Raw genomic sequence first — 20827 nt, forward strand, 5'->3', positions numbered from 1 at the left:
ATCCGAAATCGGCATCATCGCAGAGCCAATGATCCCAAACGCATGTTCAATACCATGCATCTGCAAAACCTTAACAAAGGCCTCTTCCGTCGTCATCTTCATAGGGGTGTTCTCCAAGCAAGAGTGAGAAAACCGGGCACCGGGACCCGGGGGTTGATATGGTTTTGGCGTAAGGGTGCGACCTGCGTTAGGGCCAGACGCGTCTGCGGAATATGTCCAGTGCGATCTCAGGCAGACCGGATGGCATCCGCGATCAGTTCGACGCCGGGGCCTATGCGGTTGGTCGAAATAGAAGAGTACCCGAGGCGGTAGAAATTCTGCGGCCTGTCGGGCCCCGAGAAAAACGGAGCACCCGGTTCGATATGAACACCCTGGTTCTGCAGCTTTAGCGCAAGCTGCGTTGTGTTGACGTGCTCGGGGGCCGACATCCACATTGATGAGCCACCCATTACGCCCCGCCCGGCCACTGTCAGCCCGCTTTCTTCGATGGCTTTGTCCATCGCATCGCGCCGCTCTTGCAGGGCTTTCGACATACGTCGGATCTGAGCGTCGTAATGGCCCAATGACAGAAAATACGCTGCCGTGCGCTGAATATGACCCGGAGGGTGGCGCAGGACCAACGAGCGAAGAGCACGTGCTTCGCGGATGAAAGGCTCGGATCCGACCATGTATCCAAGCCGCAATCCCGGAAACAGCGACTTGGAAAAACTGCCGACGTAAATCACGCGCCCATCCCGATCCATGGACTTGAGTGCAGGCGAAGGTGCGCTGCGAAAGGCCATTTCGAATTCATAGTCGTCCTCGACAACCATTGCATCCAGATCGCGTGCCCGATCCAGTAGCTTGTTGCGGCGGTCGATCGGCATCGTCGCGGTTGTCGGGCTTTGATGGCTGGGGGTGGTAAAGATGACATCTGCTTCGTCGGGGATCGCTTCTGGTGGCAAGCCGTCGCGATCGACGCTCAGGGGGGTCACAGCGCAGTCCCAGTGGTTCAAAAGGCTTCGCAGCGCGTAGTAGCAGGGATCTTCGATTACGGCCGTGCGTTTGTGTGTCAGCAAGATGCGTGAGGCCAGCCAAAGCGCGTTCTGCGCGCCCAGGGTGATCAAGATCTCTTCGGGGCGGGCGACGATACCACGGCGCGGCAGGGTGTGGCGCGCGATGAATTCGATTAGCAACGGATCATCCTGATCCACGTAATCCCCTGTCAGCGAATCGAAGTCTTTGTGCCCCAATGCGCGAACCGCGCATAATCTCCAGTTGGCGTGATCAAACAGGGTTCGGTCGGCCTGACCGTAGATGAACGGATAGCGGTATTCGCGCCAATTGCTGGGTTTCGGCAGGACGTCGCTGTCCAGAAAGCGGCGCGCCAATGCCCTGTCCCAGTCGACAGATTCCGTGCCGCGCTGCACGGGCGAGTATTTGGGCGGAACCGGTGCGTTTTGCGAGACGTAATATCCTGACCGGCCCTTTGCCGTCAGATAATCATTGGCCAGCAACTCGGTATAGGCAAGCGTCACCGTGATGCGGCTGACGCCCAGATGTGCGGCCAGCTTTCGCGAGGATGGCAGTTTTTCCCCCACGTGAAAGCGACCGGACAGAATGCCCTCGGCAATCATCTGCTGGATCTGGGCCTGCAACGTGCCCTGACCGTTGAGCTCAAGAAAGAATGTTTCGACCGATATCCCCATGCCTGCTTATAGGTTGGACTTAAGGCAGGGGCAATCTGGACTTACAGTGTCATGAAAAATTTTCCCAAGGTGGGTTGACCAGGGTCCTTTGTGAAACTACAAAACTAGAGATCTAGTTTAATGGAGGCAACTCATGTGGGAAACTGCTGCTGCCGGATTTTCCGCCATGGGTTCGGAAGCCCGGCTGAAAGTCCTCAAGACGCTAGTGCGGGCTGGTGAGGCCGGTCTGACCGTTGGCGAAATCCAGAACCGGACGGGGATTGCCCCGTCGACTTTGGCGCACCACCTGCGGTTTCTTGCAGCCGGAGGTGTGGTTGAGCAGGAAAAGATCGGTCGCACCACGATCAACCGGGCCTGTTATGACGAATTGAAGACGCTGGCGCAGTTCATTCTTAGCGAATGCTGCGCTGACGCGGTTGGAAAGGCGGCCAACGATGGCTGAATTGACGCAATCCCCCCGAACGACCGCCAAAGGTGCGCTTGAGATGATCAAGACGCCCTGGGCATTGATCGTCGCCATTCTTGTGGCGGTGGCCGTTCTCGACCCCGGCAACCTGCGTGAGGTTGCGAGTTTTGCAGTCAGGGCCTTAGCGCATACAGGACAATACATCTTGTTTGCCGTGCTTCTGTTGTCATATCTCAAGGCAACCGGGGCCGAGGTGATGGTGGCGCGCGCTTTTGAAGGGCGCGAAACCCGGATGATCTTTCTGGCCGCCCTGTTCGGCGGCCTCGCACCATTTTGTTCTTGCGAAGTCATTCCCTTTATTGCGGGCTTGCTTGCACTCGGAGCGCCGCTGTCGGCCGTGATGGCGTTCTGGCTCAGCTCGCCATTGATCGACCCACCGACGCTTTTGATTACGGCAGCCGCGCTGGGGTGGCCCTTTGCCATCGGTAAAGCGGTTGCAGCCGTTGCGCTTGGCCTGTTCGGCGGGTTCGCGGTTCGGTTGCTGATGCGGCAGGGGGCGTTTGCGCAGCCTTTGCGCGAATACAAGCCTGCCGGGTGTTGTGGATGTGGTCCGAAAGCGGATGACACGCCGGTCTGGAAGTTCTGGCAAGAGCCCGAGCGTCGCGTTCGGTTCCGTTCGGAATTCGTGCACAACGGGCTGTTCCTGCTGAAGTGGCTGGCGCTGGCCTATGTGCTCGAAGCTTTGTTGGTCAACTATGTGCCTGCGGACCTGATCGCTGGCGTCGTTGGCGGAGAAGGCGTGCTGCCGATCATTGTCGCCGCGCTGGTGGGGATGCCGGCCTATCTGAACTCTTACGTCGCGCCGCCGCTGCTGGCGGGTCTGATCGATCAGGGCATGACCGCGGGGGCTGCGATGTCGTTCATGGTTGCGGGAGCCGTCAGTTCCATACCGGCGATGGCCGCAGTCTGGTCATTGGTCAAACCGCGCGTGTTTGCCGCCTACCTGAGCCTTGGTGTGGGGGGCGCAATAATCGCAGGTATCATCTTTCAGGTGGTTTGAATGAAAAAGCTGCCCGATGTCAGCATCGGGTGGCCTTATTTCGTTGGTTATCTCGATCAACCGGATTCGCAGAGGCTGGGCAGTTTGAATCGATACCGGGCTTCACCGCTTTTAACGTAAACGCGTTTTTCCACGCAGGCCGTCGTTCCAACGGTTTGTGAAATCTGCGACTCGGTCGACGTAATCGACGTGGCCGATCCATCGGGCAGGCGAACCGAGGCCACGACGCCGTTCTTCAGGTCCCCGTTCACCGGCGTCGCGGACAGAACCGGTACGATCAGGAAAGCCTCGTGCTCGTGTTCGCCTTCGTCCCCCAACAGAAACAAGGTGGTAACGATGGCAATCATGACAATACCGCCCGCCAGACCCAGCCCCCATGTCCTGAGAAAGGCATAGATCGTTACGGCGCGGTGCGGGCCGAAAATCGCAGAAAGTATGTTCAGCATGACAAGTCCGTCAAAAAAGCCCCAGCCGTTCCGACCGGGGCTGATTGCCTGTTACAGACGAGGATCATCCTCGTCTTCATCATCCGCCCCGCCTTTGGGCAGGTTAAAGAAGCTGTCGGCGTCGATAACAGGCTCGTCGTCTTTTTCATCCGACCGGTCATCGGACAGCGAGAAGGTCTCCAGACCTTCGATCGCGGTCGGGATTTTCGGCGCGGCATCCATTTCGAGCGACTGCTCGGTCGAAACCAGCTTGCGACGCTCGTCATCGCTCATCACGCCGCCTTCGGCCGCTTTCTTGGCTGCGGCCTTCTGCACGATCGCATCCAGTTCGGACTGTTTGCACAGGCCCAGCGCAACCGGGTCGATCGGCTGCATGTTCGAGATATTCCAGTGGGTGCGCTCGCGGATCGACTGGATGGTCGGCTTGGTGGTGCCAACCAGCTTGGCGATCTGGCCATCGCTGAGTTCGGGGTGGAACTTGACCAGCCACAGGATCGAGTTCGGACGGTCCTGACGCTTGGACAGCGGGGTATACCGCGGGCCACGGCGCTTTTCTTCGCCGGATGCCGCCGGGTTGAACTTGAGCTTCAGCTTGTGCAGCGGGTTGTTCTGCGCGGCGTCGATCTCATCCTGGGTCAGCTGGTTGTTTGCGATCGGGTCAAAGCCCTTTACGCCTGCGGCCACATCGCCATCGGCGATGCCCTGCACTTCCAGTTCGTGCATCCCTACGAAATCCGCGATCTGCTTGAAGCTGATCGTGGTGTTGTCCACCAGCCATACGGCGGTTGCCTTGGCCATAAGCGGTTTTGCCATCAGCCCGTCTCCTATACATACATCTTTCCCGTCGCCGGAATTCGGCGGCCCCTTGGTCTTGGGGCAGGTTTCCGTTGTCGGGGAACTTGGCCCGTATATAGTCGCCACGCAGCAAGAAGGGAAGAGGCGAATGCGCTGGGTCGTATTGTGGGTCTTCAGCGCGATGACAGCGCTGGCCGAAGGTGAAAAAGCAGGTGAGTTCGACTATTACGTCCTGTCTCTCAGCTGGTCGCCCAACTGGTGCGCCCGTGAAGGGGACGCGCGCGGGTCAGACCAATGTGACGACCGGCACGACCACGGATGGATCCTGCACGGGCTCTGGCCGCAATTTCATCAGGGCTGGCCATCCTTCTGCCGCTCGCCCGAGGCGCCGCCAACACGCCGCATGACGCGGGAAATGGAAGATATTCAGGGTAGTGCGGGCCTTGCATGGCATCAGTGGAAGAAACACGGCACCTGTTCGGGGCTATCTGCGCCCGACTATTTCGCCCTGTCCCGGCGTGCCTATGACGCTGTCGAACGCCCGCAGGTCTTCCGCAAGCTGGACGCATCCGTCAAACTGCCGGCTTCGGTGGTCGAGGATGCGTTTTTGAAAGCCAATCCGGAACTGGAGCGCGATATGATCACGGTCACCTGCAAACAGGGCTATATCGAAGAGGTCCGCCTATGCCTGTCGCGCGACCTTGATCCGGTGCCATGCGGCCGCGATGTAATTCGCGACTGCACCGCCAAGGACGCGCTGTTCGATCCGATTCGCTAGAGCTTCTTGTTCTGGCAGTCCCGCGCATAGTCCAGCGCCTTGGCGGTGCCTTTCAGATCAATCGCCATCACCACCTCACCTGCGGGATTGTAAACCGTCATCGTCTTGTTCTGGGCAATCGCGGTGACGAAATTCCGGTCGGTAAAAAACACCGTCGCACCGGGCACTTTGCGTTCATTGAACCCGATAGCGGTGGCATCAAAGCTCTTGCCGTCCAGTTCGAACCGGATGGGATAGCTCTCACCTTGCTTAATGTCGCCCCAGGCCTTGTTGTAAACGGCGAAATACCCGCGATTATCCAACGCGTCATAGCCCAGCCGCACGACCGAGAGGTCCTGATAGACCGTCTGGATCAGGCACCCGTTCCCAAGCGCGGGGTCCATCATAATGTTCCAGCCTTCGACGAAGCCCTTGTCGACCAGTTCCTGCGACAGGGCAGCGGTTGCGGTGAAGGCGGCGAAGGTAATGGCGAGAAGGCGGGTCATGGGCGGCTCCAAAATAATCGCTGAGTTTACCTATCCTTAGAGTAGTTCCATGGTCATCCAAAGTCGCTTTTTTGTCACCGCGACTGTTCTGACAACGATGATGAGTACAACATGAGTTTCGAACCCAAGCAATTTGTTCAGGTCACTATGGTTTCAACTCCGTTTGAAAGATGAAACACGCAACCCTGAGTTCGGGGTAGCTGTAGCAACTTGTCCAGATCGAGACCCAACCAAAGCCCTCTTAGCACCAAGGACGTGACGCCGTGGGTTACTATGATCGCAGGTTCATCTTGTTCCTTCAGAAATGAGTCTACTCTACCGCAGATATCATCAAAGCTTTCTCCACCCGGGCTGCGGAAGAACCAATGAAAGCTTTCATAGGAACAATCGATTTGCTCTCGGATGAAATCACGCGTTGCGCCTTCCCATTGCCCAAACGCGATTTCCATAAGCCGTTCATCATGTATCAACTCATGATGAGGCGTTGTTGCCAAGCGGGCGGTATGCATTGCTCTCTTTTGCGGGCTGACGAAAACGCGCAAAGGTGCATTCGGTATTCGCCTGAGTATCTCATTTTGTTTCCGGGCCTGAGACTTGCCAATTTCCGTCAACGGCGAATTCTTGCGCCCTTGGAACTTCCCCAGTGTGTTCCATTCGGTTTCGCCATGTCGCAGCACAAAAAGATCTGGATAATTGTTCAAGATGTGTACCTGAATTGAATACCGTTTGAGATGCCGTTCGTGCTGACTCTTTATCAGGGACGTTGATTTATAGATGCTGACCTAAATTTCCTTGCGCGCCCGGAGCGCCGCCGTGATCGTTCCGTCATCCAAATAATCCAACTCTCCGCCGATGGGCACGCCTTGCGCCAGTGAGGTCAGGCGCACCTGACCTTCCAGCTGGTCCGCGATGTAATGGGCGGTGGTCTGACCGTCGACGGTGGCGTTCAGGGCAAGGATCACTTCGGTGATCCCTTCGGCCAGGACCCGATCCTTGAGGCGGGGAATGCGCAGCTCGTCCGGGCCGACCCCGTCCAGTGCAGACAGCGTGCCACCCAGCACGTGATAGCGGCCTTTGAAGACGCCTGACCGCTCCATCGCCCAGAGGTCGGCGACGTCCTCGACCACGCAGAGTTCGCCGGTCGCTCGGGCCTCACTATTGCAGATGTCACAGATATCGGTGGTGCCTACGTTGCCGCAATTCAGGCATTCGCGGGCGGTGACGGCCACTTGCTGCATAGCGTCTGACAGGGGCGTCAGCAGCAAGGCGCGTTTGCGGATCAGGTGCAGCACCGCGCGGCGGGCCGAGCGCGGGCCCAGCCCCGGCAGTTTGGCCATCAGGTCGATCAGATTGTCGATTTCGCTGTTCGTTCCCATGGCCTGTCCTGCTTTGCGCCGGAGGGAGCCTCCGGCGGGAGTATTTGGGAAAAGATGAAGCTTAGAACGGTAGCTTGATGTCTTTGGGCAGGCCCATGCTTTCGGTCAGCTTGCCCATCTCTTCCTGTGAACGTTCGGCAGCTTTGGCCTGAGCGTCCTTGATCGCGGCCAGGATCAGGTCTTCGACCACTTCCTTGTCGTCGCCGTTGAAGATCGACGGATCAATGTCCAGCCCCTTGAGTTCACCCTTGGCTGTAGCTGTTGCCTTGACCAGTCCTGCACCGGATTCGCCGACAACCATCATGTTGTTCAGTTCTTCCTGCATTTCGGTCATCTTGGTTTGCAGGTCTTGTGCGGATTTCATCATCTTGGCCATGTCGCCCAGACCGCCAAGCCCGCCGAGTCCTTTCAGCATCAGTCGTCTCCTGTGTTTCTGTTTGGTTCTAAATACGGACCGCAGGCAGGCGGCACAAGAGGTCTCCCGCCTGTCCAGATCAGAGCGTCGCGGACCGATCATTTATGCGCTTGCATTCCCTCCCTCAGTTGCATGGTGGAGGGGCGTGAGTATGCTGGTTTCTTGAAGCGTGGACCTGCGGGCTGAGGGGCTAATCCTCTTCGAAGGGGTCCCATTCATCTTCGACCTCGGGAAGGGCCTCGGTCTCAACCTTGGCGGCGCGCTGCTCCGGTGTTTCGATCCGAATGATCTTTGCCTTGGGGAATTGCGTCAGAACGGCCTGAACCAGCGGGTGTTCTTCGGCCTCGGCTTTCAGGGCAAGTTCGGCCCGGTCCCGTACTTCCGCAATGGTCGCCGCATCTCCGTCCGAGACAATGGAGACGGCCCACCGATTGCCGGTCCATCGTTGCAGGGCAGAGCCCAATCGCGACGCCAAATCCGACGGTGCCTGAGGCGTCGGGGTGAATTCGATCCGGCCGGGCTGATACGACACAAGGCGCACGCCGCTTTCCACCTCGACAAGCAGTTTCACATCGCGGTTTGTGCGGATCAGTTCCACCACATGCCCGAAGGTTGGATAGCGGGCCAGGGCCGTCTGTGCATCCTGCGACAGTGCGGCAACCGGTGCGCCACCCGCTCCGCGCGGGGGCGATGTATAAGCAGGCGGCGGGGTCGCGTTGGATTGCGTTGCCACCGGGGCCTGTCGCGACATTGACATGCCTCCGCCCGGCCCGCCGGGAGGCGGAGGCGGGGTGTCTTGCAGCCGTTTGATCAGCTCTTCGGGGCTGGGCAAATCAGCGACATGCGTCAGCCGGATAACGGCCATCTCGGCGGCCATCATCGCGTTGGGCGCCGCAGAGACTTCTTCCAGCGCCTTCAGCAGCATCTGCCACATCCGGGTCAGAACCCGCATCGGCAAAGCCTCGGCCATGTGCTGGCCCCGTGTGCGTTCGTCGGGGGAAACCGTCGGGTCTTCGGCCGCGTCAGGTGTGATCTTTACGACGGACACCCAATGCGTGATTTCGGCCAGATCGCGCAGCACGGCCAGAGGGTCCGCGCCTTCCGCATATTGCCCGCTCAGTTCAGTAAGCGCCCCTGCCGCGTCACCGCGCAGGATCATGTCCATCAGGTCCAGAACCCGACCACGATCCGCCAGACCCAGCATCGCACGGACCTGATCCGCCGTCGTCTCTCCGGCCCCGTGCGAGATTGCCTGATCCAGCAATGAGGTCGCGTCGCGGGCCGACCCTTCTGCAGCGCGGGTGATCAACGCCAGCGCGTCGTCGGCGATCTGCGCGCTCTCGGCCCCGGCGATCTTGCGCAGCAGGCCGATCATGTCTTCGGGCTCGATCCGGCGCAGGTCAAAGCGCTGACACCGCGACAGAACCGTGACCGGCACTTTGCGAATCTCGGTGGTCGCGAAGATGAATTTCACATGTGCGGGCGGTTCTTCCAACGTCTTGAGCAGCGCGTTGAATGCGCTGGTCGAGAGCATGTGAACCTCGTCGATGATGTAGATCTTGTAGCGCGCACTGGCGGCGCGATAGCGTACACTGTCGATGATCTCGCGGATATCGTTGACGCCGGTACGGCTGGCGGCATCCATTTCCATCACATCGACATGGCGGCCTTCCATGATGGCGACACAATGTTCGCACTGACCGCAGGGTTCGGTTGTGGGGCCACCGGTTCCGTCGGGTCCGATGCAGTTCATGCCCTTGGCGATGATCCGCGCCGTGGTCGTTTTACCCGTCCCGCGAATGCCGGTCATGATAAAGGCCTGCGCGATCCGGTCGGCCTCGAAAGCGTTTTTTAGGGTGCGCACCATGGCATCCTGACCCACCAGATCGGCAAAGGTTTCCGGACGGTATTTGCGGGCGAGAACCTGATAGGCGGGGCTGGGCGTGTCTGTCATGTCTTCTCGCTCGGATTCGGTGCTTCGGCACAGCGTAGTGGCGGCGGCAGTCCGCGTCCACTGTGGGGCGCGATGATTTTTTGTTTCAGGAACGGGCTGGTTTCCAACTAAACTGGACCAGCGGATTTAATGACTCATTTCTTAAAGAGTACCTTGGGGGAGGACGCACTTCATGTCGCAGTTGGTCATCTTTGCTCTGCAGGTCGGAGGCGGGACGCTTGCCCTTACTTCAATGCCCGGTCGTGGCGGGGATTACGCCACCGATCTGGATACGATTGCGGCGTGGAAACCGGGCCTTGTGATTTCAATGACGACGGATGTCGAAATGCTTCAGGATGGCGCGCAGCACTTTGGCAGCGACATCCAAAGCCGGGCCAGCCGGTGGGTTCACCTGCCGATCGAAGATTTTGGAGCGCCAACGCAAGCGGTTCAGAAGGCCTGGCCAGAGGTCAGCGCCACGGCCCGACATGCACTGTCGGGTGGTGGCCGGGTCCTAGTGCACTGCCGTGGTGGGTGCGGCAGGTCCGGGATGATTGTTCTGCGACTGATGGTTGAATGCGGTGAACGCGCCAGTGACGCACTGGACCGCCTGCGGGCCGTACGCCCGTGCGCTGTCGAAACCGATGCGCAGCTGGCCTGGGCGTCCCGGATCACGCCGGCACAGGTGGAAGTGGGATCAAGCTGAAAGCTGCTGAGGTGCGTAACCGAATTTCGGGGGTCGGATCGTTGAAACCTCGATCATGGCGCAAGGCGGGTTCGCGACAATGCCCGAGGGCAGCGTGCTGAATTTAGGTCCGAAGATCAAATCGGCATAGGCATCCAGATCCCGAATTGCTGTATCAGGGTGCGCCCCGCAGAAAACGCGAACGCTGTCGGATCGCGCTCGGATCGCTGCCATGCACCCCTCCGCGCAATGTGACAGCGCGCTGTAACCTTCAAATTCGAAATCCTCGCTGGTGGCCGAAACCGCCTGCGCCATGGCTTCGGAAATCGAGCGGGCCAGTCGCGCCAAAGCCGGGCAGGTTTTGCCCGTCCGCTGGCACACAGTTGCGCTGTATTCGTGTGATTTTGTCTTCCAGATCATCCTGCGCCCTCCGCGCGTGGTGGGCTGGATATTGGAGCAGGTGGGACAGCATCTCGCTGTCAGGACCTGCCCGGACACCCCGCCCGAGTTTCGGTTTCAGTTCCGATGGCAGGTCTCCTGACTTGCGGGTCATTGCTCTGCCGACCTTCCCAGCCCATGGGCCAGTGGTATTTCGGCATTGCTTACCGCTTACAGTTGCGGGGGCAGTCGCGGACTTGGTTGATATCTGTGTGACCAGACAAACCGCACCGTGTTCCCTTTTCATCCCGACCTCTTGTGGGGGCCGGAAACCATCACACAACCGCTAGCGCCTGATCGCGTTCCGAGTCAAGCCGATCTTTAGGCCGGACGTTTGGTCATGCTGGATGCGGATTATGTTCCGGCTTAGTGTCGTCGGCATCGAAGGCAGGCAAACCGATTGTTTCAGCGAAAGCCGGGGATCATGTTGGATACGGAACAGACGGTGTTGATCGAAGATTTCCGCTTTCCGTCAGGGTCCGTGACCTTGTCGGCGCGGTTGCATCGGCCAGTGGGTGAGCCGGAAACCGTTGTCGTGCTGAACAGTGCCACGGGTGTGCCGCGTGACTATTATCAACACTTTGCGCGATGGCTGGCTACCGAGCGGGGGATAGCTTGCCTGACCTATGACTATCGGGACTACGGGCTTTCTTTGGTCGGCCGCCTGAAAGACGCAACTGCAACAATGGCGGATTGGGCGTTGATCGACATGCCAGCGGCACGGGCCGAAATGCGCAGGCGGTTTCCAAAGGCGCAGCAGTGGACCATCGGCCATTCCGTCGGCGCGATGCTGGGGCCGGTGCAGCCGGATATCGACCAGATCGACCGAATGATCGGTGTGTGTTCGGGGCTGGTGACTTTGAAAGATCACCCATGGCCCTATCGGGGGTTGGCAGGGCTGTTCTGGTATGGCCATGCACCGCTGATGGTGCGGGCGCTTGGGTATCTGCCCGGCAAAGCGATCGGGTTTGGTTCGGACCTGCCCGCCTCGGTCTACTGGCAATGGCGCAAATGGTGTACAGCTCCTCTTAGCTACATTCCCGAGATCGGGCAGAATTTGCCTGATGCGCATTGGGGCAGTTCTGGAACACCTGTGGATCTGTTCACGTTCGAAGATGACCAGATGGCTCCGCCCGAGGCAGTTTGGCGCCTTGCCGATCTGTACGGCCCCGAGGCCAGACGCCACCTTCTGAAGCCTGCTGAATTCGGACTGCCGGAAATAGGCCATATCGGAGCATTTGCCCGTCGCAATGCAGCGGTCTGGCCGCGCCTGATCGCCTGATCAGACGCGACGCAGGTTTTCCTAACACCTTGCAGTTATGGCCGTTTGCGAAGCTTCTTGTCCTGCATGACACCGCGCACCATCTTGCCGAACGCCTTGTCCCGCGCCCGCGATTGGGCAACGGTTTCCGAGTTTCGCTGATCTTCACGCCGCAGCTTGCGCCAACGGTCCAGCCGCGCCGGATCAAGCACGCCTTCGTCGATTGAGTTCTGCACGGCACAGCCGGGCTCGGTCTCGTGCTGACAATCCGAAAAGCGGCAGCTTTGGCTAAGCTCTGTGATGTCCGAGAATACGTCGTCGATCCCGTCCTGAGCGTCCAGCAAGCGCAATGCGCGCATTCCGGGCGTGTCGATCAACCATCCACCGTTTCTCATCGGGTGCAACGCACGCACCGTTGTCGTGTGCCTGCCCCGTGCGTCGTCTTCGCGAATTCCAGACGTGGCGAGGTTTTGATCTGTCATGGTGTTGCTGAGCGTCGTTTTACCCACGCCCGACGACCCGACCAGCGCGCCGGTCTGGCCTTTGGGACACCATGCCAGAACCTTTTCGACATCTGCCGGATCCCGAGCGTTGATCGCCAAAACCGTCAAAAACGGGTCCAGAGATTCCACTTGTCCCGAGAAACTTCCGGGATCATCCGACTGGTCAGCTTTCGTCAGGACAACGACCGGATAACATCCGGCCTGGTGCGCAAGAACCAGATAACGTTCCAGTCGGGGAAGGTTGAAGTCCGCATTGCACGAGCTGACAATGAACAATACATCGACATTGGCCGCAATCAGTTGGGTTGCGGCGCCTGTACCGGCAGCTCTGCGTTGCAGCAGGCTGCGCCGGTCCAGAAGGTGGCGCACGCGGTTTTCGGCGTCTGCAATGACCCAATCTCCGACGGCATATGAACCGGTCGGATTATCCGGTGTCAGCAAAGGGATTTCACCATCCGGGCTCAGCCCGATCAGACGGTCCCGATGTACCGATGCGATACGAAAGGGCGTGTCAGAAGGAAAAGCTGCGTGTTGCGCTGCAAAGTGAGAGGACCATCCCAGGTCCGAAAGCGTATAAGACATTTATCTGCCTGTTTTCAGAAACAACAATGCCAACGGATAGCAATCGCGCATCCGCAGGTCGTGTGTTCAGGCAGTCAGGTGATTCCGGTGAATCAGAACCAGTCTGCCCGAAGGGTTTTCAATACAATCATAAAGCCCTCCTGCGGCTATGGTTCACGAAGTGAGAGGTTGGACATCGACCCAAGCGGGGCTCGTTGTGGCTGCTTCCTTCCGGACCTGACCAGGTTGGCGAGGCGCTCGCCCGCGCCAACCTCTCGACTCCGGATATAGGGAAGGCATCGGGAAAAGACAACCCGTCAGAGCGTCAGGCGGATTCGTTCAAATCCCCTGCCATCCGAGCCCAGCAGCACGGGATCGAACCTGCGTAACTCATCCAGATATTTCAGGGCGCCCGGACCTGTTCGAAGAATTGTCGCCACGCCCCGCTGCGGCATCAGCGAGAACGGGTAGGGCTGCTTGGCGATCGGATCGGGCGGAAGGTGCTGTGACAGGTAATCCCGCACAAGGTCCTTGATGCTCAACGGTGGCAGGCTGATCTGCTCTGTCGTTGTCGCATGCGCAAAATGCCCGCCTCCGCTGGCGCGGTAATTGTTCAGCGCCATAACGAATATCTGCTCCGGTCGAACGGGATGGCCTGCATATGTCAGATCACTGATCCGCCTGTGGTCGGGATGGATCATTTTCCCCTGCGCATCGTATCGCGGCGGCTGCGTGGGGTCGATCTGATAAGACAGTCCAAACACGATGTCGAAATTGTACCCGGCCCGTTCAGGGTTGATCAGTTCGGGTTCGGAACCAGACTTTAACTGGTTGAATACGCTGGCTGACATCTCCAACCAGTCCAGCAGGTGCGCACCGCTGATCCGGATTGCGCGCAACTCGTTGGGAAACACATGCAGATCCGCGACATGGCGTAGACATATCTCTCCGGCGGGTACCTCGGTATAATGGCGGGGTCCTGCGCGCCCGCCGGATTTGGCAGGCGAAACAACCGACAATGTCGGCAGACCCGCCAGATCGGTTCCCTGCAAGAACGGGCGCAGTGCGGCGGCTTGCGCTGCAGCTACAAGGGTCAGCCCGCGATCCGGCGCACAGCAACTGAAATAGCTGTGTAATGTATCCGGGATATGTGCCACCGGTGCGGCAACGGATTGACGGGTCATACGATGCGCCACCTCACACAGGACCGCAATTTCACTGTCTTCCCCGACGGCTGTGCCGTTGCTGATAACCGGACGCAGTTCGACGCGGCTATCCCGGATTTGCACTTTGCCGTCCGGCCCGGCGGTCACGGCCAAATCGATAACCCCCAGGTAAGAGCCCGCTGATCCCGGCATGACAACGGGCGTTCCATGTACCAGCCCCGTCAGGTGATCGACCATCGGGGTATTGGCATGGCCCTCTCCTGGAAGTGTCAGGTGAGTGTGCCCGGCTACAATGGCATCGATGCCTTTGATCGCGGCCAAGGGTATCACGGCGTTTTCCATCCCCGCCACCGGTGCGGTGCCCCCAAGGCCGGAATGAGCAAGCGCCACGATGATATCACACCCCTCGTCGCGCAATGTCTGCGTCAGGGACTTTGCCGCAACCAGGATATCCTCGACGACGATATCGTCATCCAGATTATGCGCCTCCCAACAGGCCGTTTGCGGCGGAAGAACCGAGAAGATGCCGATGCGAACAGGAATGTCTTTACCGTTCAAAGACACAGTGCGGTTCAGAACGATATGCCGCTGCCAGGGCTGAGGTCCGCGCGTGCGATACAGGTTGCTGCAAATAACCGGGCAGGGGGCTTGCGTCAGGATGTTGTCCAATGTCGCCAGCCCGAACCCGAAATCATGGTTGCCCAGCCCGATCGCGTCATAATCCAAGGCTTTGAACGCCTTCATCATCGGATGGGCAGTGCCACTTTTTGCTGCCCAATCGCCCATTGGGGTTCCCTGCAACGAATCCCCGTTGTCAAACATCAGCACCAGCGCGTCCTTGGCCTCTTGCCGGGCTGCGCGGATCAGGCTGGCGGTGCGTGTCAATCCAATCGTCTGGTCTGGCGTGTCAGTGTAATAGTCAAAACCGGTCAGGTTCATATGCAGGTCGGTTGTGGCCAGAATGCGAATTTTCCCACTGTCACCAATGGGCTGTACCTGCGTCGAGAAGGGGATCTTCACTTTGAGTATTCTGCTATTGAATGTGGGTATTGATTAAATCCATCAAAATTCACTCTAGATGATTTTTCCGAGGCCACCATGCGGCTTTTCGGCGGCAGGCTGGCGGATTTTCTGCCCCTGAATAGCCATTGCAACACAGGCCGAGACGTGGCAGCCCTGTGCGCAAGACCAAAAGGAAATCCAATGAAAAACGCAGAGCAGGTAACCTTCGGGGGGTCGGGCCTTGATCGGGCGGCGCAGTATCGCGGAGATGCGAACAAGCTGGCCGAGGCGATGCACAACCCGGCCGCGCAGTGTGTCTTGCTATGGCGCGGAAAGCTGCTGGTACAGGGTGAGGGGCTGGACCAGCTTGCGATGATCCCGATGACGCACCCGCTGATTAGCAATGGTCCCGGCGGCGTCATTGAATCCCCGGTGTTTTTGGGTCTGTGCGCTGACAGTTCCCCCGTGTTTGCCGTTGATATTTCCGCATGGACAGCCGAGGGGCTGGATCTAACAGGTCTGGGCGCGTTCGTGGACAAGTCCGAACAACAGCACCCGGAGTTACCGCAAGGCCACGTGTTTGCCGAGCTGCGCCGGATCATGACACGGCTGTCGGCACGCGACGCGGAACTGGCGGCCACGTCTAAGGCAATAATCGGGTGGCATGAAACACATCGCTATTGCGCCCGATGTGGTGCCGCCAGCGAGGTGTCGCAGGGGGGATGGCAGCGCAGTTGCCCGTCCTGTGGCGGGCAGCACTTTCCGCGCACCGATCCGGTTGTGATCATGTTGATCACGCATGGAGACAGCGTGCTGATGGGCCGGTCTCCGGGTTGGCCTGATGGGATGTTTTCCTTGTTGGCGGGATTTGTTGAGCCCGGCGAAACACTTGAGGCAGCAGTGCGCCGCGAAGTGATGGAAGAGGCGGGCGTGCCGGTGGGTGCGGTTTCGTACCTGTCCAGTCAGCCCTGGCCATTTCCGGCGTCATTGATGTTTGGATGTGCAGGTGAGGCGCTGTCACGCGACATCGTGATCGACCCGGTCGAAATAGAAGAGGCGATGTGGGTCAGCAAACCCGAAATGATGCAGGCCTTTGCCGGTGATCATCCCCGGTTGTTGCCGGCTCGCAAGGGGGCTATCGCTCATTTTCTGCTTCAGAACTGGCTTGCAGATACTCTGGACTGAGGAAACATTGGCTCAGCAATAAAACAGCAAAGGTCATTATGCAGTTTTCAGCGCGAGAAGATATCGAGGCCCCCATCCAATCGGTATTCGACATGGTGTCGGATTTTGAACGATTCGAGCGTATGGCAATGCGCCGTGGCATCGATGTGCGCCGTTTGGGCGGTGGCACAGCGGTGACGGCCGGAACCGAATGGAATACGGAGTTCAAGCTGCGCGGAAAGCCGCGTCAGATGTCGGTGGTGATGACGGATTTCGACAGGCCTTCGCAAATGCGATTTGACGCTGCCAGCAAGGGCATTACCGGGTTCACGACCGTGGATTTTCTGGCCCTGTCCCCGCGCCGGACTCGCCTGAGCGTTGAAATGTCACTCGCCGCCAAGTCCCTGCCGGCACGGTTGCTGTTGCAATCCATGAAACTGGGGCAATCCAGATTTCGCAAGCAGTTTCAGGTGCGTCTCAGCGAATTCGCACGCGAGTTGGAGCAGAGGCACCTGCATGGGGCGTGAACGGCGTCTGCCGGGCTGATTGGGGCAAGGCTTGGGAATGAAACCTCGGATGTCGCACATTATTTTCTGCACGGCGCATCAAGCAGTGGAAAATCGACGATCGCACAGGCATTGCAGCTGAAGACAGAGAAGCCGTTCTGGCATATTTCGATCGATCACCTGCGCGATTCTGGTGTTCTGCCGCTTGAACGCTATCGCCGTGACGAGTTCGATTGGACCGACGACAGATCGGCTGTCTTTGATGGGTTTCATCAGTCGCTGGCTGCTTATGCGGCCTCGGGCAACAATCTGATTTTGGAACATATTCTGGATACGCCGGGGTGGGCCAAAGATTTGCGCGACCTCTTCCGTCCGTTCGATGTTCTTTTCGTAGCTGTCCATTGCCCGGTTCCCGAGTTGAACGCGCGCGAACGATTGCGCGGCAACCGTCCGGTGGGAAGCGCCCAACGTGACCAATCCATGATCCACGCTGGCAGAGTTTACGATATCGAGATTGATTCGACGGACGGCATCGAAGCCAACGTGCAGGCAATTCTTCAAGCATGGCGCAATGACCTGCGCCAATCGGAATTCAGCCCGCTTTTCGCGTGACGCGTCAGCCGCGCGGATGTGCTGCCGGATAGACGCCCAGAACTTCGACATTGGTCGTGAAATGCTCAAGCTCGTCCATGGCCAGCTGCACGTTGCGGTCTTCGGGATGCCCGACGATATCCGCGTAAAACTGCGTCGCGGTAAAGGAGCCGTCGACCATATAGCTTTCCAGCTTGGTCATGTTGATCCCATTGGTGGCAAACCCGCCCATCGCTTTGTAAAGCGCAGCAGGGATGTTGCGGACCTGAAACACAAAGCTGGTGATCATCCCATGATCGCCCCGGCGGGACAAATCCGTTTCGCGCGACATGACAAGAAAGCGGGTCGTGTTGTCGTCATTATCCTCGATATGGCGGGCCAGAACGTTCAGGTTATAGATCTCACCGGCCAGCTCGCTGGCCAGCGCGGCTGAATGCGGATTGCCTTCCTCGGCCACTTCGCGGGCGGCGCGGGCGTTATCGGGGCTGACGCGGCCGCGAATGCCGTGTTCCTTCAGGAAACCCGCACATTGCGGCAGCAGTACCAGATGCGAATGCGCCTCGGTTATGTCTTCCAGTTTTGCACCCGGCACGGCAAGAAGGTTGATATGAACCCGGACAAAGGCCTCATCGATGATATGCAGCCCGCTGTGGGGTAACAGCCGGTGAATATCGGCCACCCGCCCATAGGTCGTGTTCTCGACCGGAAGCATTGCCAGATCCGCATCGCCTGAGCGGACCGATTCGATCACATCCTCGAAGGTGCGGCAGGGCAGGGCTTCCATATCTGGCCGAGCGTTGCGGCAAGCCTCGTGACTGTAGGCGCCGGGTTCCCCCTGAAAAGCAATGCGATTGGTCATTTGGTCGATTCCATGCAACAAGTTCGCGATTTGGTCGTTTCGTCGCGGTGTCTATACCTTGCCTCTCGCAAGGGGAAGCCTTAGACAGCTGCCCAGACAGCTGAAATGGACTCGCGATCAATGTTCGACACGATGACAGTAACCAAGGCCGCCGCAGGCCTGTTCGGCACATTCCTGGTGCTGCTTCTGGCCAAGTGGGGGGCGGATGTCCTCTATTCTTCCGGTGGCCATGGCTCGGCTGAGGCCGCCTACATTATCGAAACCGAAAGCTCGGGCGAAAGCGCGAACGGCGAAGAAGTGGTCTTTGAAGACCTGCTGGCCGCCGCAGACGTCGAGAGCGGCGCAAAAGTGTTCCGCAAATGCACCGCGTGCCACAAGCTGGAAGACGGCGCAAACGGCACCGGCCCCTACCTGTACGGTGTGGTTAATCGCCCGGTCGCCTCCGCCAACGGCTTCACGGGGTACTCGGCCGGTATGCAGGCGCATGGTGGCAACTGGACACCTGAAGCACTGGATGCCTTCCTGACCAAGCCCGGCAATTATATCTCGGGCACATCGATGAGCTTTGCCGGCCTGAAAAAGCCGCAAGATCGCGCTGACGTGATTGCCTATCTGCAGACAATCGGCAACTGATTGCCTGACCGATCAGAACCATTCAAAGCCGCTGCCGCAACGCAGCGGCTTTTTTGTCTGAAGAAACCTTCACAAAGTGCTCACGCATTCTAAACTTGAATCTGCACGTGCTGGCACTTTAGCTAGCGGTAACGACATTGACGGTGACAATGACCGAGAGGATGAGCCACATGATATCCCTGATGCCTGCTGCACGTGATCCTAAGGTAAGGCCATGGGTTGGCATTGTGGGGCTCTGTGCCGCGCTGATTGTTCCGCATACAGCACAGGCACTGGATGAGGGGGTCACCCGCAGCCACGGGTATTCGTATTTCGGAAATCTGGATTACCCGGCGGATTATGCGCATCTGAATTATGTGAATCCCGACGCCCCCAAGGGTGGCGAGCTTTCGCTGGCAGCCTCTGGAACGTTCGATTCCCTCAACCCCTATTCGCGAAAGGGGCGCGCCGGTGCGCTGACCACATTGCAATATGATCGCCTGTTTGAAAGTGCCGAAGACAGTGTCGGGCAGTATTACGGTGTAGTTGCGGAAAGTCTGGAATATGACGAAGGGCGCAATTACGTCATTTTCCATTTGCGCCCCGAAGCAACTTTTTGGGATGGCACGCCGGTCACGGCGGAAGATGTTGTCTACAGCCACCGTTTGTTCATCGAACAGGGCCTGCCGTCTTATGCGCAGGCCGTTGGCCGTATGGTGACAGGAGCCGAGGCGTTGGATGACCATACCGTAAAATTTACCTTCAATCCCGAAGTCACGCGCCGCAGCCTGATCGAAACCGTCGGCTCAACTCCTGTTTTCTCAAAAGCATGGTTCGAGGCGGATGAGACACGGCGATTGGATGAACCGCGGCTGGAAGTGGCGGTGGGCTCTGGCCCCTACAAGCTCGACAGCTACGACATCAATCGCCGCATCGTTTACAAACGCCGGGACGATTATTGGGGCAAGGACCTGCCTTTCAATGTCGGGCGCAACAACTTTGATACAATCCGGGTTGAGTATTTCGCCGATCAAACGGCGGCTTTCGAGGGTTTCAAGGCGGGTGAATACACATTCCGGATCGAAAGTGATCCCAAGCTTTGGGCGACCGGGTATGATTTCCCAAAGCTGGATGAAGGCACAGTTATTCGGGATGAGATCGCGGATGGCAGCCCGCCGACACCTTCGGGCTTTGTCTTCAACCTTGGAAAGCCGCAATTTGCCGACAAGAATGTTCGCAAGGCCCTGGCCCTGGCCTTCAATTTCGAATGGACGAACGAGTCATTGTTGTTCGGCCTGAACACGCCGCGGGATTCTTTCACGCAAGGAACCCCGATCGAGGCGCAAGGCCTGCCCGAAGGGGCGGAGCTGGCGTTCCTGCAGGCGCTTGGCGACGTCGTTCCCGAAGATGTCCTGACGGAACCCGCTGTTGTGGCGCACGAATCAAACCCTGCACGCCTGAATGACCGAAAAAACCTGCGCAAAGCTGCCAACATGCTGGACGAGGCAGGTTGGTCCGTCGGTGAAGGCAATATTCGTCGCAATGCCGAAGGGCAGACTTTGAAGGTGAATATTCCATATCCTTCAAACCTGCCGACCTCGACTGCAACGATGATCGAAACCTATGTCCAGAACCTGCAATCCATCGGGGTGGATGCCTCGACCGAGAAAGTGGATCCGGCGCAATACACGTTGCGCAGCCGCGAGCGGGATTATGACATGGTCTATTCCACGCGCTACGGATCGTTCTTGTCTACCGGGGGCGGTCTGAGCCAGATGTACGGATCGGAAGAAGCGGCCTTTAGCCTGTTCAATCCGGCAGGTCTGGCCAGTCCCTTGGTCGACGCAATCATCGAAGCGTCCTTTGAGACTGACAATCAGGCCGATCAGGACACGGCGTTGATGGCTTTGGATCGCGCCTTGCGGTACGAGTTTTTCGTAATCCCCGTGGGATACATCGCAGAATACTGGACAGCATATTACGATATGTACGAATACCCGGAAAACCTGCCGCCCTATTCGCTGGGTTATCTTGATCTGTGGTGGATCAATCCGGAAAAACAGGCTGCGTTGAAAGCGAAAGGCGCGCTGCGATAAC

Annotated in this window: 22 protein-coding genes, 1 other RNA gene and 1 riboswitch; of the genes, 10 read left to right on the plus strand and 13 right to left on the minus strand. The window is 58.5% G+C overall.

Annotated features, from left to right (window positions below; translation table 11 throughout):
- Window positions 1–227: 227 nt before the first annotated feature.
- Window positions 228–1688: a MocR-like pyridoxine biosynthesis transcription factor PdxR gene (pdxR, locus tag ACR0AP_RS18690; protein ID WP_267363605.1), complete on the minus strand. Its 1461-nt coding sequence runs from the start codon at window positions 1686–1688 to the stop codon at window positions 228–230.
- A gap of 133 nt (window positions 1689–1821) precedes the next feature.
- Here pdxR and ACR0AP_RS18695 point away from each other — a divergent pair, with 133 nt between their 5' ends.
- Together ACR0AP_RS18695 and ACR0AP_RS18700 are read left to right on the plus strand one after the other, a co-directional pair.
- Window positions 1822–2130, plus strand: coding sequence for an ArsR/SmtB family transcription factor (locus ACR0AP_RS18695; RefSeq protein WP_209507696.1), 309 nt, complete (start codon window positions 1822–1824; stop codon window positions 2128–2130).
- A complete protein-coding gene (locus ACR0AP_RS18700; protein ID WP_480508545.1) occupies window positions 2123–3154 on the plus strand; it encodes a permease in 1032 nt (343 codons plus the stop codon). Before ACR0AP_RS18695 ends, ACR0AP_RS18700 begins: the two co-directional genes overlap by 8 nt.
- Before the next feature lie 56 nt (window positions 3155–3210).
- On the opposite strand, the gene ACR0AP_RS18705 is transcribed toward ACR0AP_RS18700, so the two are convergent.
- Together ACR0AP_RS18705 and ACR0AP_RS18710 are read right to left on the minus strand one after the other, a co-directional pair.
- Window positions 3211–3600 (minus strand): hypothetical protein, encoded by a 390-nt coding sequence (locus ACR0AP_RS18705; protein WP_480508547.1) that lies wholly within the window; start codon window positions 3598–3600, stop codon window positions 3211–3213.
- 51 nt (window positions 3601–3651) lie between these two features.
- Entirely contained in the window at window positions 3652–4413 is a 762-nt protein-coding gene (locus ACR0AP_RS18710; protein WP_480508549.1) for a DUF1013 domain-containing protein, read from the minus strand.
- A 130-nt stretch (window positions 4414–4543) separates the two neighbouring features.
- Between ACR0AP_RS18710 and ACR0AP_RS18715 the strand changes: the two genes are divergently transcribed.
- Window positions 4544–5173, plus strand: a complete 630-nt coding sequence (locus tag ACR0AP_RS18715) for a ribonuclease T2 family protein (RefSeq protein WP_480488860.1) — start codon at window positions 4544–4546, stop codon at window positions 5171–5173.
- On the opposite strand, the gene ACR0AP_RS18720 is transcribed toward ACR0AP_RS18715, so the two are convergent.
- From ACR0AP_RS18720 to ACR0AP_RS18740, 5 genes are all read right to left on the minus strand, one after another.
- Entirely contained in the window at window positions 5170–5658 is a 489-nt protein-coding gene (locus ACR0AP_RS18720) for a hypothetical protein (protein ID WP_480484671.1), read from the minus strand. The two genes, ACR0AP_RS18715 and ACR0AP_RS18720, sit on opposite strands and share 4 nt — an antisense overlap.
- Window positions 5659–5795: 137 nt before the next feature.
- The gene (locus ACR0AP_RS18725) at window positions 5796–6335 is read right to left on the minus strand and encodes a histidine phosphatase family protein (protein ID WP_480508595.1); all 540 of its coding nucleotides are present in this window, start codon (window positions 6333–6335) and stop codon (window positions 5796–5798) included.
- A 105-nt stretch (window positions 6336–6440) separates the two neighbouring features.
- Window positions 6441–7034, minus strand: coding sequence for a recombination mediator RecR (recR, locus tag ACR0AP_RS18730; RefSeq protein WP_480484672.1), 594 nt, complete (start codon window positions 7032–7034; stop codon window positions 6441–6443).
- A 61-nt stretch (window positions 7035–7095) separates the two neighbouring features.
- A complete protein-coding gene (locus ACR0AP_RS18735; RefSeq protein ID WP_209507712.1) occupies window positions 7096–7449 on the minus strand; it encodes a YbaB/EbfC family nucleoid-associated protein in 354 nt (117 codons plus the stop codon).
- A 190-nt stretch (window positions 7450–7639) separates the two neighbouring features.
- A complete protein-coding gene (locus tag ACR0AP_RS18740) occupies window positions 7640–9403 on the minus strand; it encodes a DNA polymerase III subunit gamma/tau (protein WP_480508551.1) in 1764 nt (587 codons plus the stop codon).
- A 172-nt stretch (window positions 9404–9575) separates the two neighbouring features.
- Here ACR0AP_RS18740 and ACR0AP_RS18745 point away from each other — a divergent pair, with 172 nt between their 5' ends.
- Window positions 9576–10088 (plus strand): protein-tyrosine phosphatase family protein, encoded by a 513-nt coding sequence (locus ACR0AP_RS18745; protein ID WP_209507716.1) that lies wholly within the window; start codon window positions 9576–9578, stop codon window positions 10086–10088.
- Here ACR0AP_RS18745 and ACR0AP_RS18750 read toward each other — a convergent pair.
- The gene (locus tag ACR0AP_RS18750) at window positions 10080–10487 is read right to left on the minus strand and encodes a hypothetical protein (protein ID WP_480508554.1); all 408 of its coding nucleotides are present in this window, start codon (window positions 10485–10487) and stop codon (window positions 10080–10082) included. The genes ACR0AP_RS18745 and ACR0AP_RS18750 overlap by 9 nt on opposite strands.
- Before the next feature lie 90 nt (window positions 10488–10577).
- Window positions 10578–10796, minus strand: a riboswitch (cobalamin riboswitch).
- 133 nt (window positions 10797–10929) lie between these two features.
- Here ACR0AP_RS18750 and ACR0AP_RS18755 point away from each other — a divergent pair.
- Window positions 10930–11787 carry an alpha/beta hydrolase family protein gene (locus ACR0AP_RS18755; protein ID WP_480508556.1) on the plus strand — a complete coding sequence of 286 codons (858 nt, stop codon included), beginning with the start codon at window positions 10930–10932 and terminating at the stop codon, window positions 11785–11787.
- A 35-nt stretch (window positions 11788–11822) separates the two neighbouring features.
- Here ACR0AP_RS18755 and rsgA read toward each other — a convergent pair whose 3' ends face one another.
- From rsgA to ACR0AP_RS18770, 3 genes are all read right to left on the minus strand, one after another.
- A complete protein-coding gene (gene rsgA, locus ACR0AP_RS18760) occupies window positions 11823–12851 on the minus strand; it encodes a ribosome small subunit-dependent GTPase A (RefSeq protein ID WP_480508558.1) in 1029 nt (342 codons plus the stop codon).
- A 158-nt stretch (window positions 12852–13009) separates the two neighbouring features.
- Window positions 13010–13108: signal recognition particle sRNA small type (gene ffs, locus ACR0AP_RS18765), an RNA gene on the minus strand.
- A gap of 39 nt (window positions 13109–13147) precedes the next feature.
- Complete coding sequence (locus ACR0AP_RS18770; RefSeq protein ID WP_480508560.1) at window positions 13148–15016, minus strand: bifunctional 2',3'-cyclic-nucleotide 2'-phosphodiesterase/3'-nucleotidase; 1869 nt, start codon at window positions 15014–15016, stop codon at window positions 13148–13150.
- A gap of 183 nt (window positions 15017–15199) precedes the next feature.
- Between ACR0AP_RS18770 and nudC the strand changes: the two genes are divergently transcribed.
- From nudC to ACR0AP_RS18785, 3 genes are all read left to right on the plus strand, one after another.
- Complete coding sequence (gene nudC / locus ACR0AP_RS18775) at window positions 15200–16183, plus strand: NAD(+) diphosphatase (protein ID WP_480508562.1); 984 nt, start codon at window positions 15200–15202, stop codon at window positions 16181–16183.
- Between the two features lie 38 nt (window positions 16184–16221).
- Window positions 16222–16689, plus strand: coding sequence for an SRPBCC family protein (locus ACR0AP_RS18780; protein WP_480508564.1), 468 nt, complete (start codon window positions 16222–16224; stop codon window positions 16687–16689).
- A 66-nt stretch (window positions 16690–16755) separates the two neighbouring features.
- Window positions 16756–17280, plus strand: a complete 525-nt coding sequence (locus tag ACR0AP_RS18785) for a chloramphenicol phosphotransferase CPT family protein (protein ID WP_480508597.1) — start codon at window positions 16756–16758, stop codon at window positions 17278–17280.
- A 4-nt stretch (window positions 17281–17284) separates the two neighbouring features.
- Here ACR0AP_RS18785 and ACR0AP_RS18790 read toward each other — a convergent pair whose 3' ends face one another.
- Complete coding sequence (locus ACR0AP_RS18790) at window positions 17285–18118, minus strand: prephenate dehydratase (protein WP_209507731.1); 834 nt, start codon at window positions 18116–18118, stop codon at window positions 17285–17287.
- A 120-nt stretch (window positions 18119–18238) separates the two neighbouring features.
- On the opposite strand from ACR0AP_RS18790, the gene ACR0AP_RS18795 reads away from it, so the two are divergent.
- Window positions 18239–18751: a c-type cytochrome gene (locus ACR0AP_RS18795; RefSeq protein WP_267363544.1), complete on the plus strand. Its 513-nt coding sequence runs from the start codon at window positions 18239–18241 to the stop codon at window positions 18749–18751.
- 170 nt (window positions 18752–18921) lie between these two features.
- Entirely contained in the window at window positions 18922–20826 is a 1905-nt protein-coding gene (locus ACR0AP_RS18800; protein WP_480508566.1) for an extracellular solute-binding protein, read from the plus strand.
- The last annotated feature ends 1 nt before the right edge of the window (window position 20827 follow it).

Source organism: Ruegeria sp. AF7 (genome assembly GCF_056541885.1).

What these genes read in the sequence shown, in the direction of transcription:
- pdxR (WP_267363605.1), bottom strand. Translation starts at nt 1,688, where the DNA reads ATGGGGATATCGGTCGAAACATTCTTTCTTGAGCTCAACGGTCAGGGC.
- ACR0AP_RS18695 (WP_209507696.1), top strand. Translation starts at nt 1,822, where the DNA reads ATGTGGGAAACTGCTGCTGCCGGATTTTCCGCCATGGGTTCGGAAGCC.
- ACR0AP_RS18700 (WP_480508545.1), top strand. Translation starts at nt 2,123, where the DNA reads ATGGCTGAATTGACGCAATCCCCCCGAACGACCGCCAAAGGTGCGCTT.
- ACR0AP_RS18705 (WP_480508547.1), bottom strand. Translation starts at nt 3,600, where the DNA reads ATGCTGAACATACTTTCTGCGATTTTCGGCCCGCACCGCGCCGTAACG.
- ACR0AP_RS18710 (WP_480508549.1), bottom strand. Translation starts at nt 4,413, where the DNA reads ATGGCAAAACCGCTTATGGCCAAGGCAACCGCCGTATGGCTGGTGGAC.
- ACR0AP_RS18715 (WP_480488860.1), top strand. Translation starts at nt 4,544, where the DNA reads ATGCGCTGGGTCGTATTGTGGGTCTTCAGCGCGATGACAGCGCTGGCC.
- ACR0AP_RS18720 (WP_480484671.1), bottom strand. Translation starts at nt 5,658, where the DNA reads ATGACCCGCCTTCTCGCCATTACCTTCGCCGCCTTCACCGCAACCGCT.
- recR (WP_480484672.1), bottom strand. Translation starts at nt 7,034, where the DNA reads ATGGGAACGAACAGCGAAATCGACAATCTGATCGACCTGATGGCCAAA.
- ACR0AP_RS18735 (WP_209507712.1), bottom strand. Translation starts at nt 7,449, where the DNA reads ATGCTGAAAGGACTCGGCGGGCTTGGCGGTCTGGGCGACATGGCCAAG.
- ACR0AP_RS18740 (WP_480508551.1), bottom strand. Translation starts at nt 9,403, where the DNA reads ATGACAGACACGCCCAGCCCCGCCTATCAGGTTCTCGCCCGCAAATAC.
- ACR0AP_RS18745 (WP_209507716.1), top strand. Translation starts at nt 9,576, where the DNA reads ATGTCGCAGTTGGTCATCTTTGCTCTGCAGGTCGGAGGCGGGACGCTT.
- ACR0AP_RS18750 (WP_480508554.1), bottom strand. Translation starts at nt 10,487, where the DNA reads ATGATCTGGAAGACAAAATCACACGAATACAGCGCAACTGTGTGCCAG.
- ACR0AP_RS18755 (WP_480508556.1), top strand. Translation starts at nt 10,930, where the DNA reads ATGTTGGATACGGAACAGACGGTGTTGATCGAAGATTTCCGCTTTCCG.
- rsgA (WP_480508558.1), bottom strand. Translation starts at nt 12,851, where the DNA reads ATGTCTTATACGCTTTCGGACCTGGGATGGTCCTCTCACTTTGCAGCG.
- nudC (WP_480508562.1), top strand. Translation starts at nt 15,200, where the DNA reads ATGAAAAACGCAGAGCAGGTAACCTTCGGGGGGTCGGGCCTTGATCGG.
- ACR0AP_RS18780 (WP_480508564.1), top strand. Translation starts at nt 16,222, where the DNA reads ATGCAGTTTTCAGCGCGAGAAGATATCGAGGCCCCCATCCAATCGGTA.
- ACR0AP_RS18790 (WP_209507731.1), bottom strand. Translation starts at nt 18,118, where the DNA reads ATGACCAATCGCATTGCTTTTCAGGGGGAACCCGGCGCCTACAGTCAC.
- ACR0AP_RS18795 (WP_267363544.1), top strand. Translation starts at nt 18,239, where the DNA reads ATGTTCGACACGATGACAGTAACCAAGGCCGCCGCAGGCCTGTTCGGC.
- ACR0AP_RS18800 (WP_480508566.1), top strand. Translation starts at nt 18,922, where the DNA reads ATGATATCCCTGATGCCTGCTGCACGTGATCCTAAGGTAAGGCCATGG.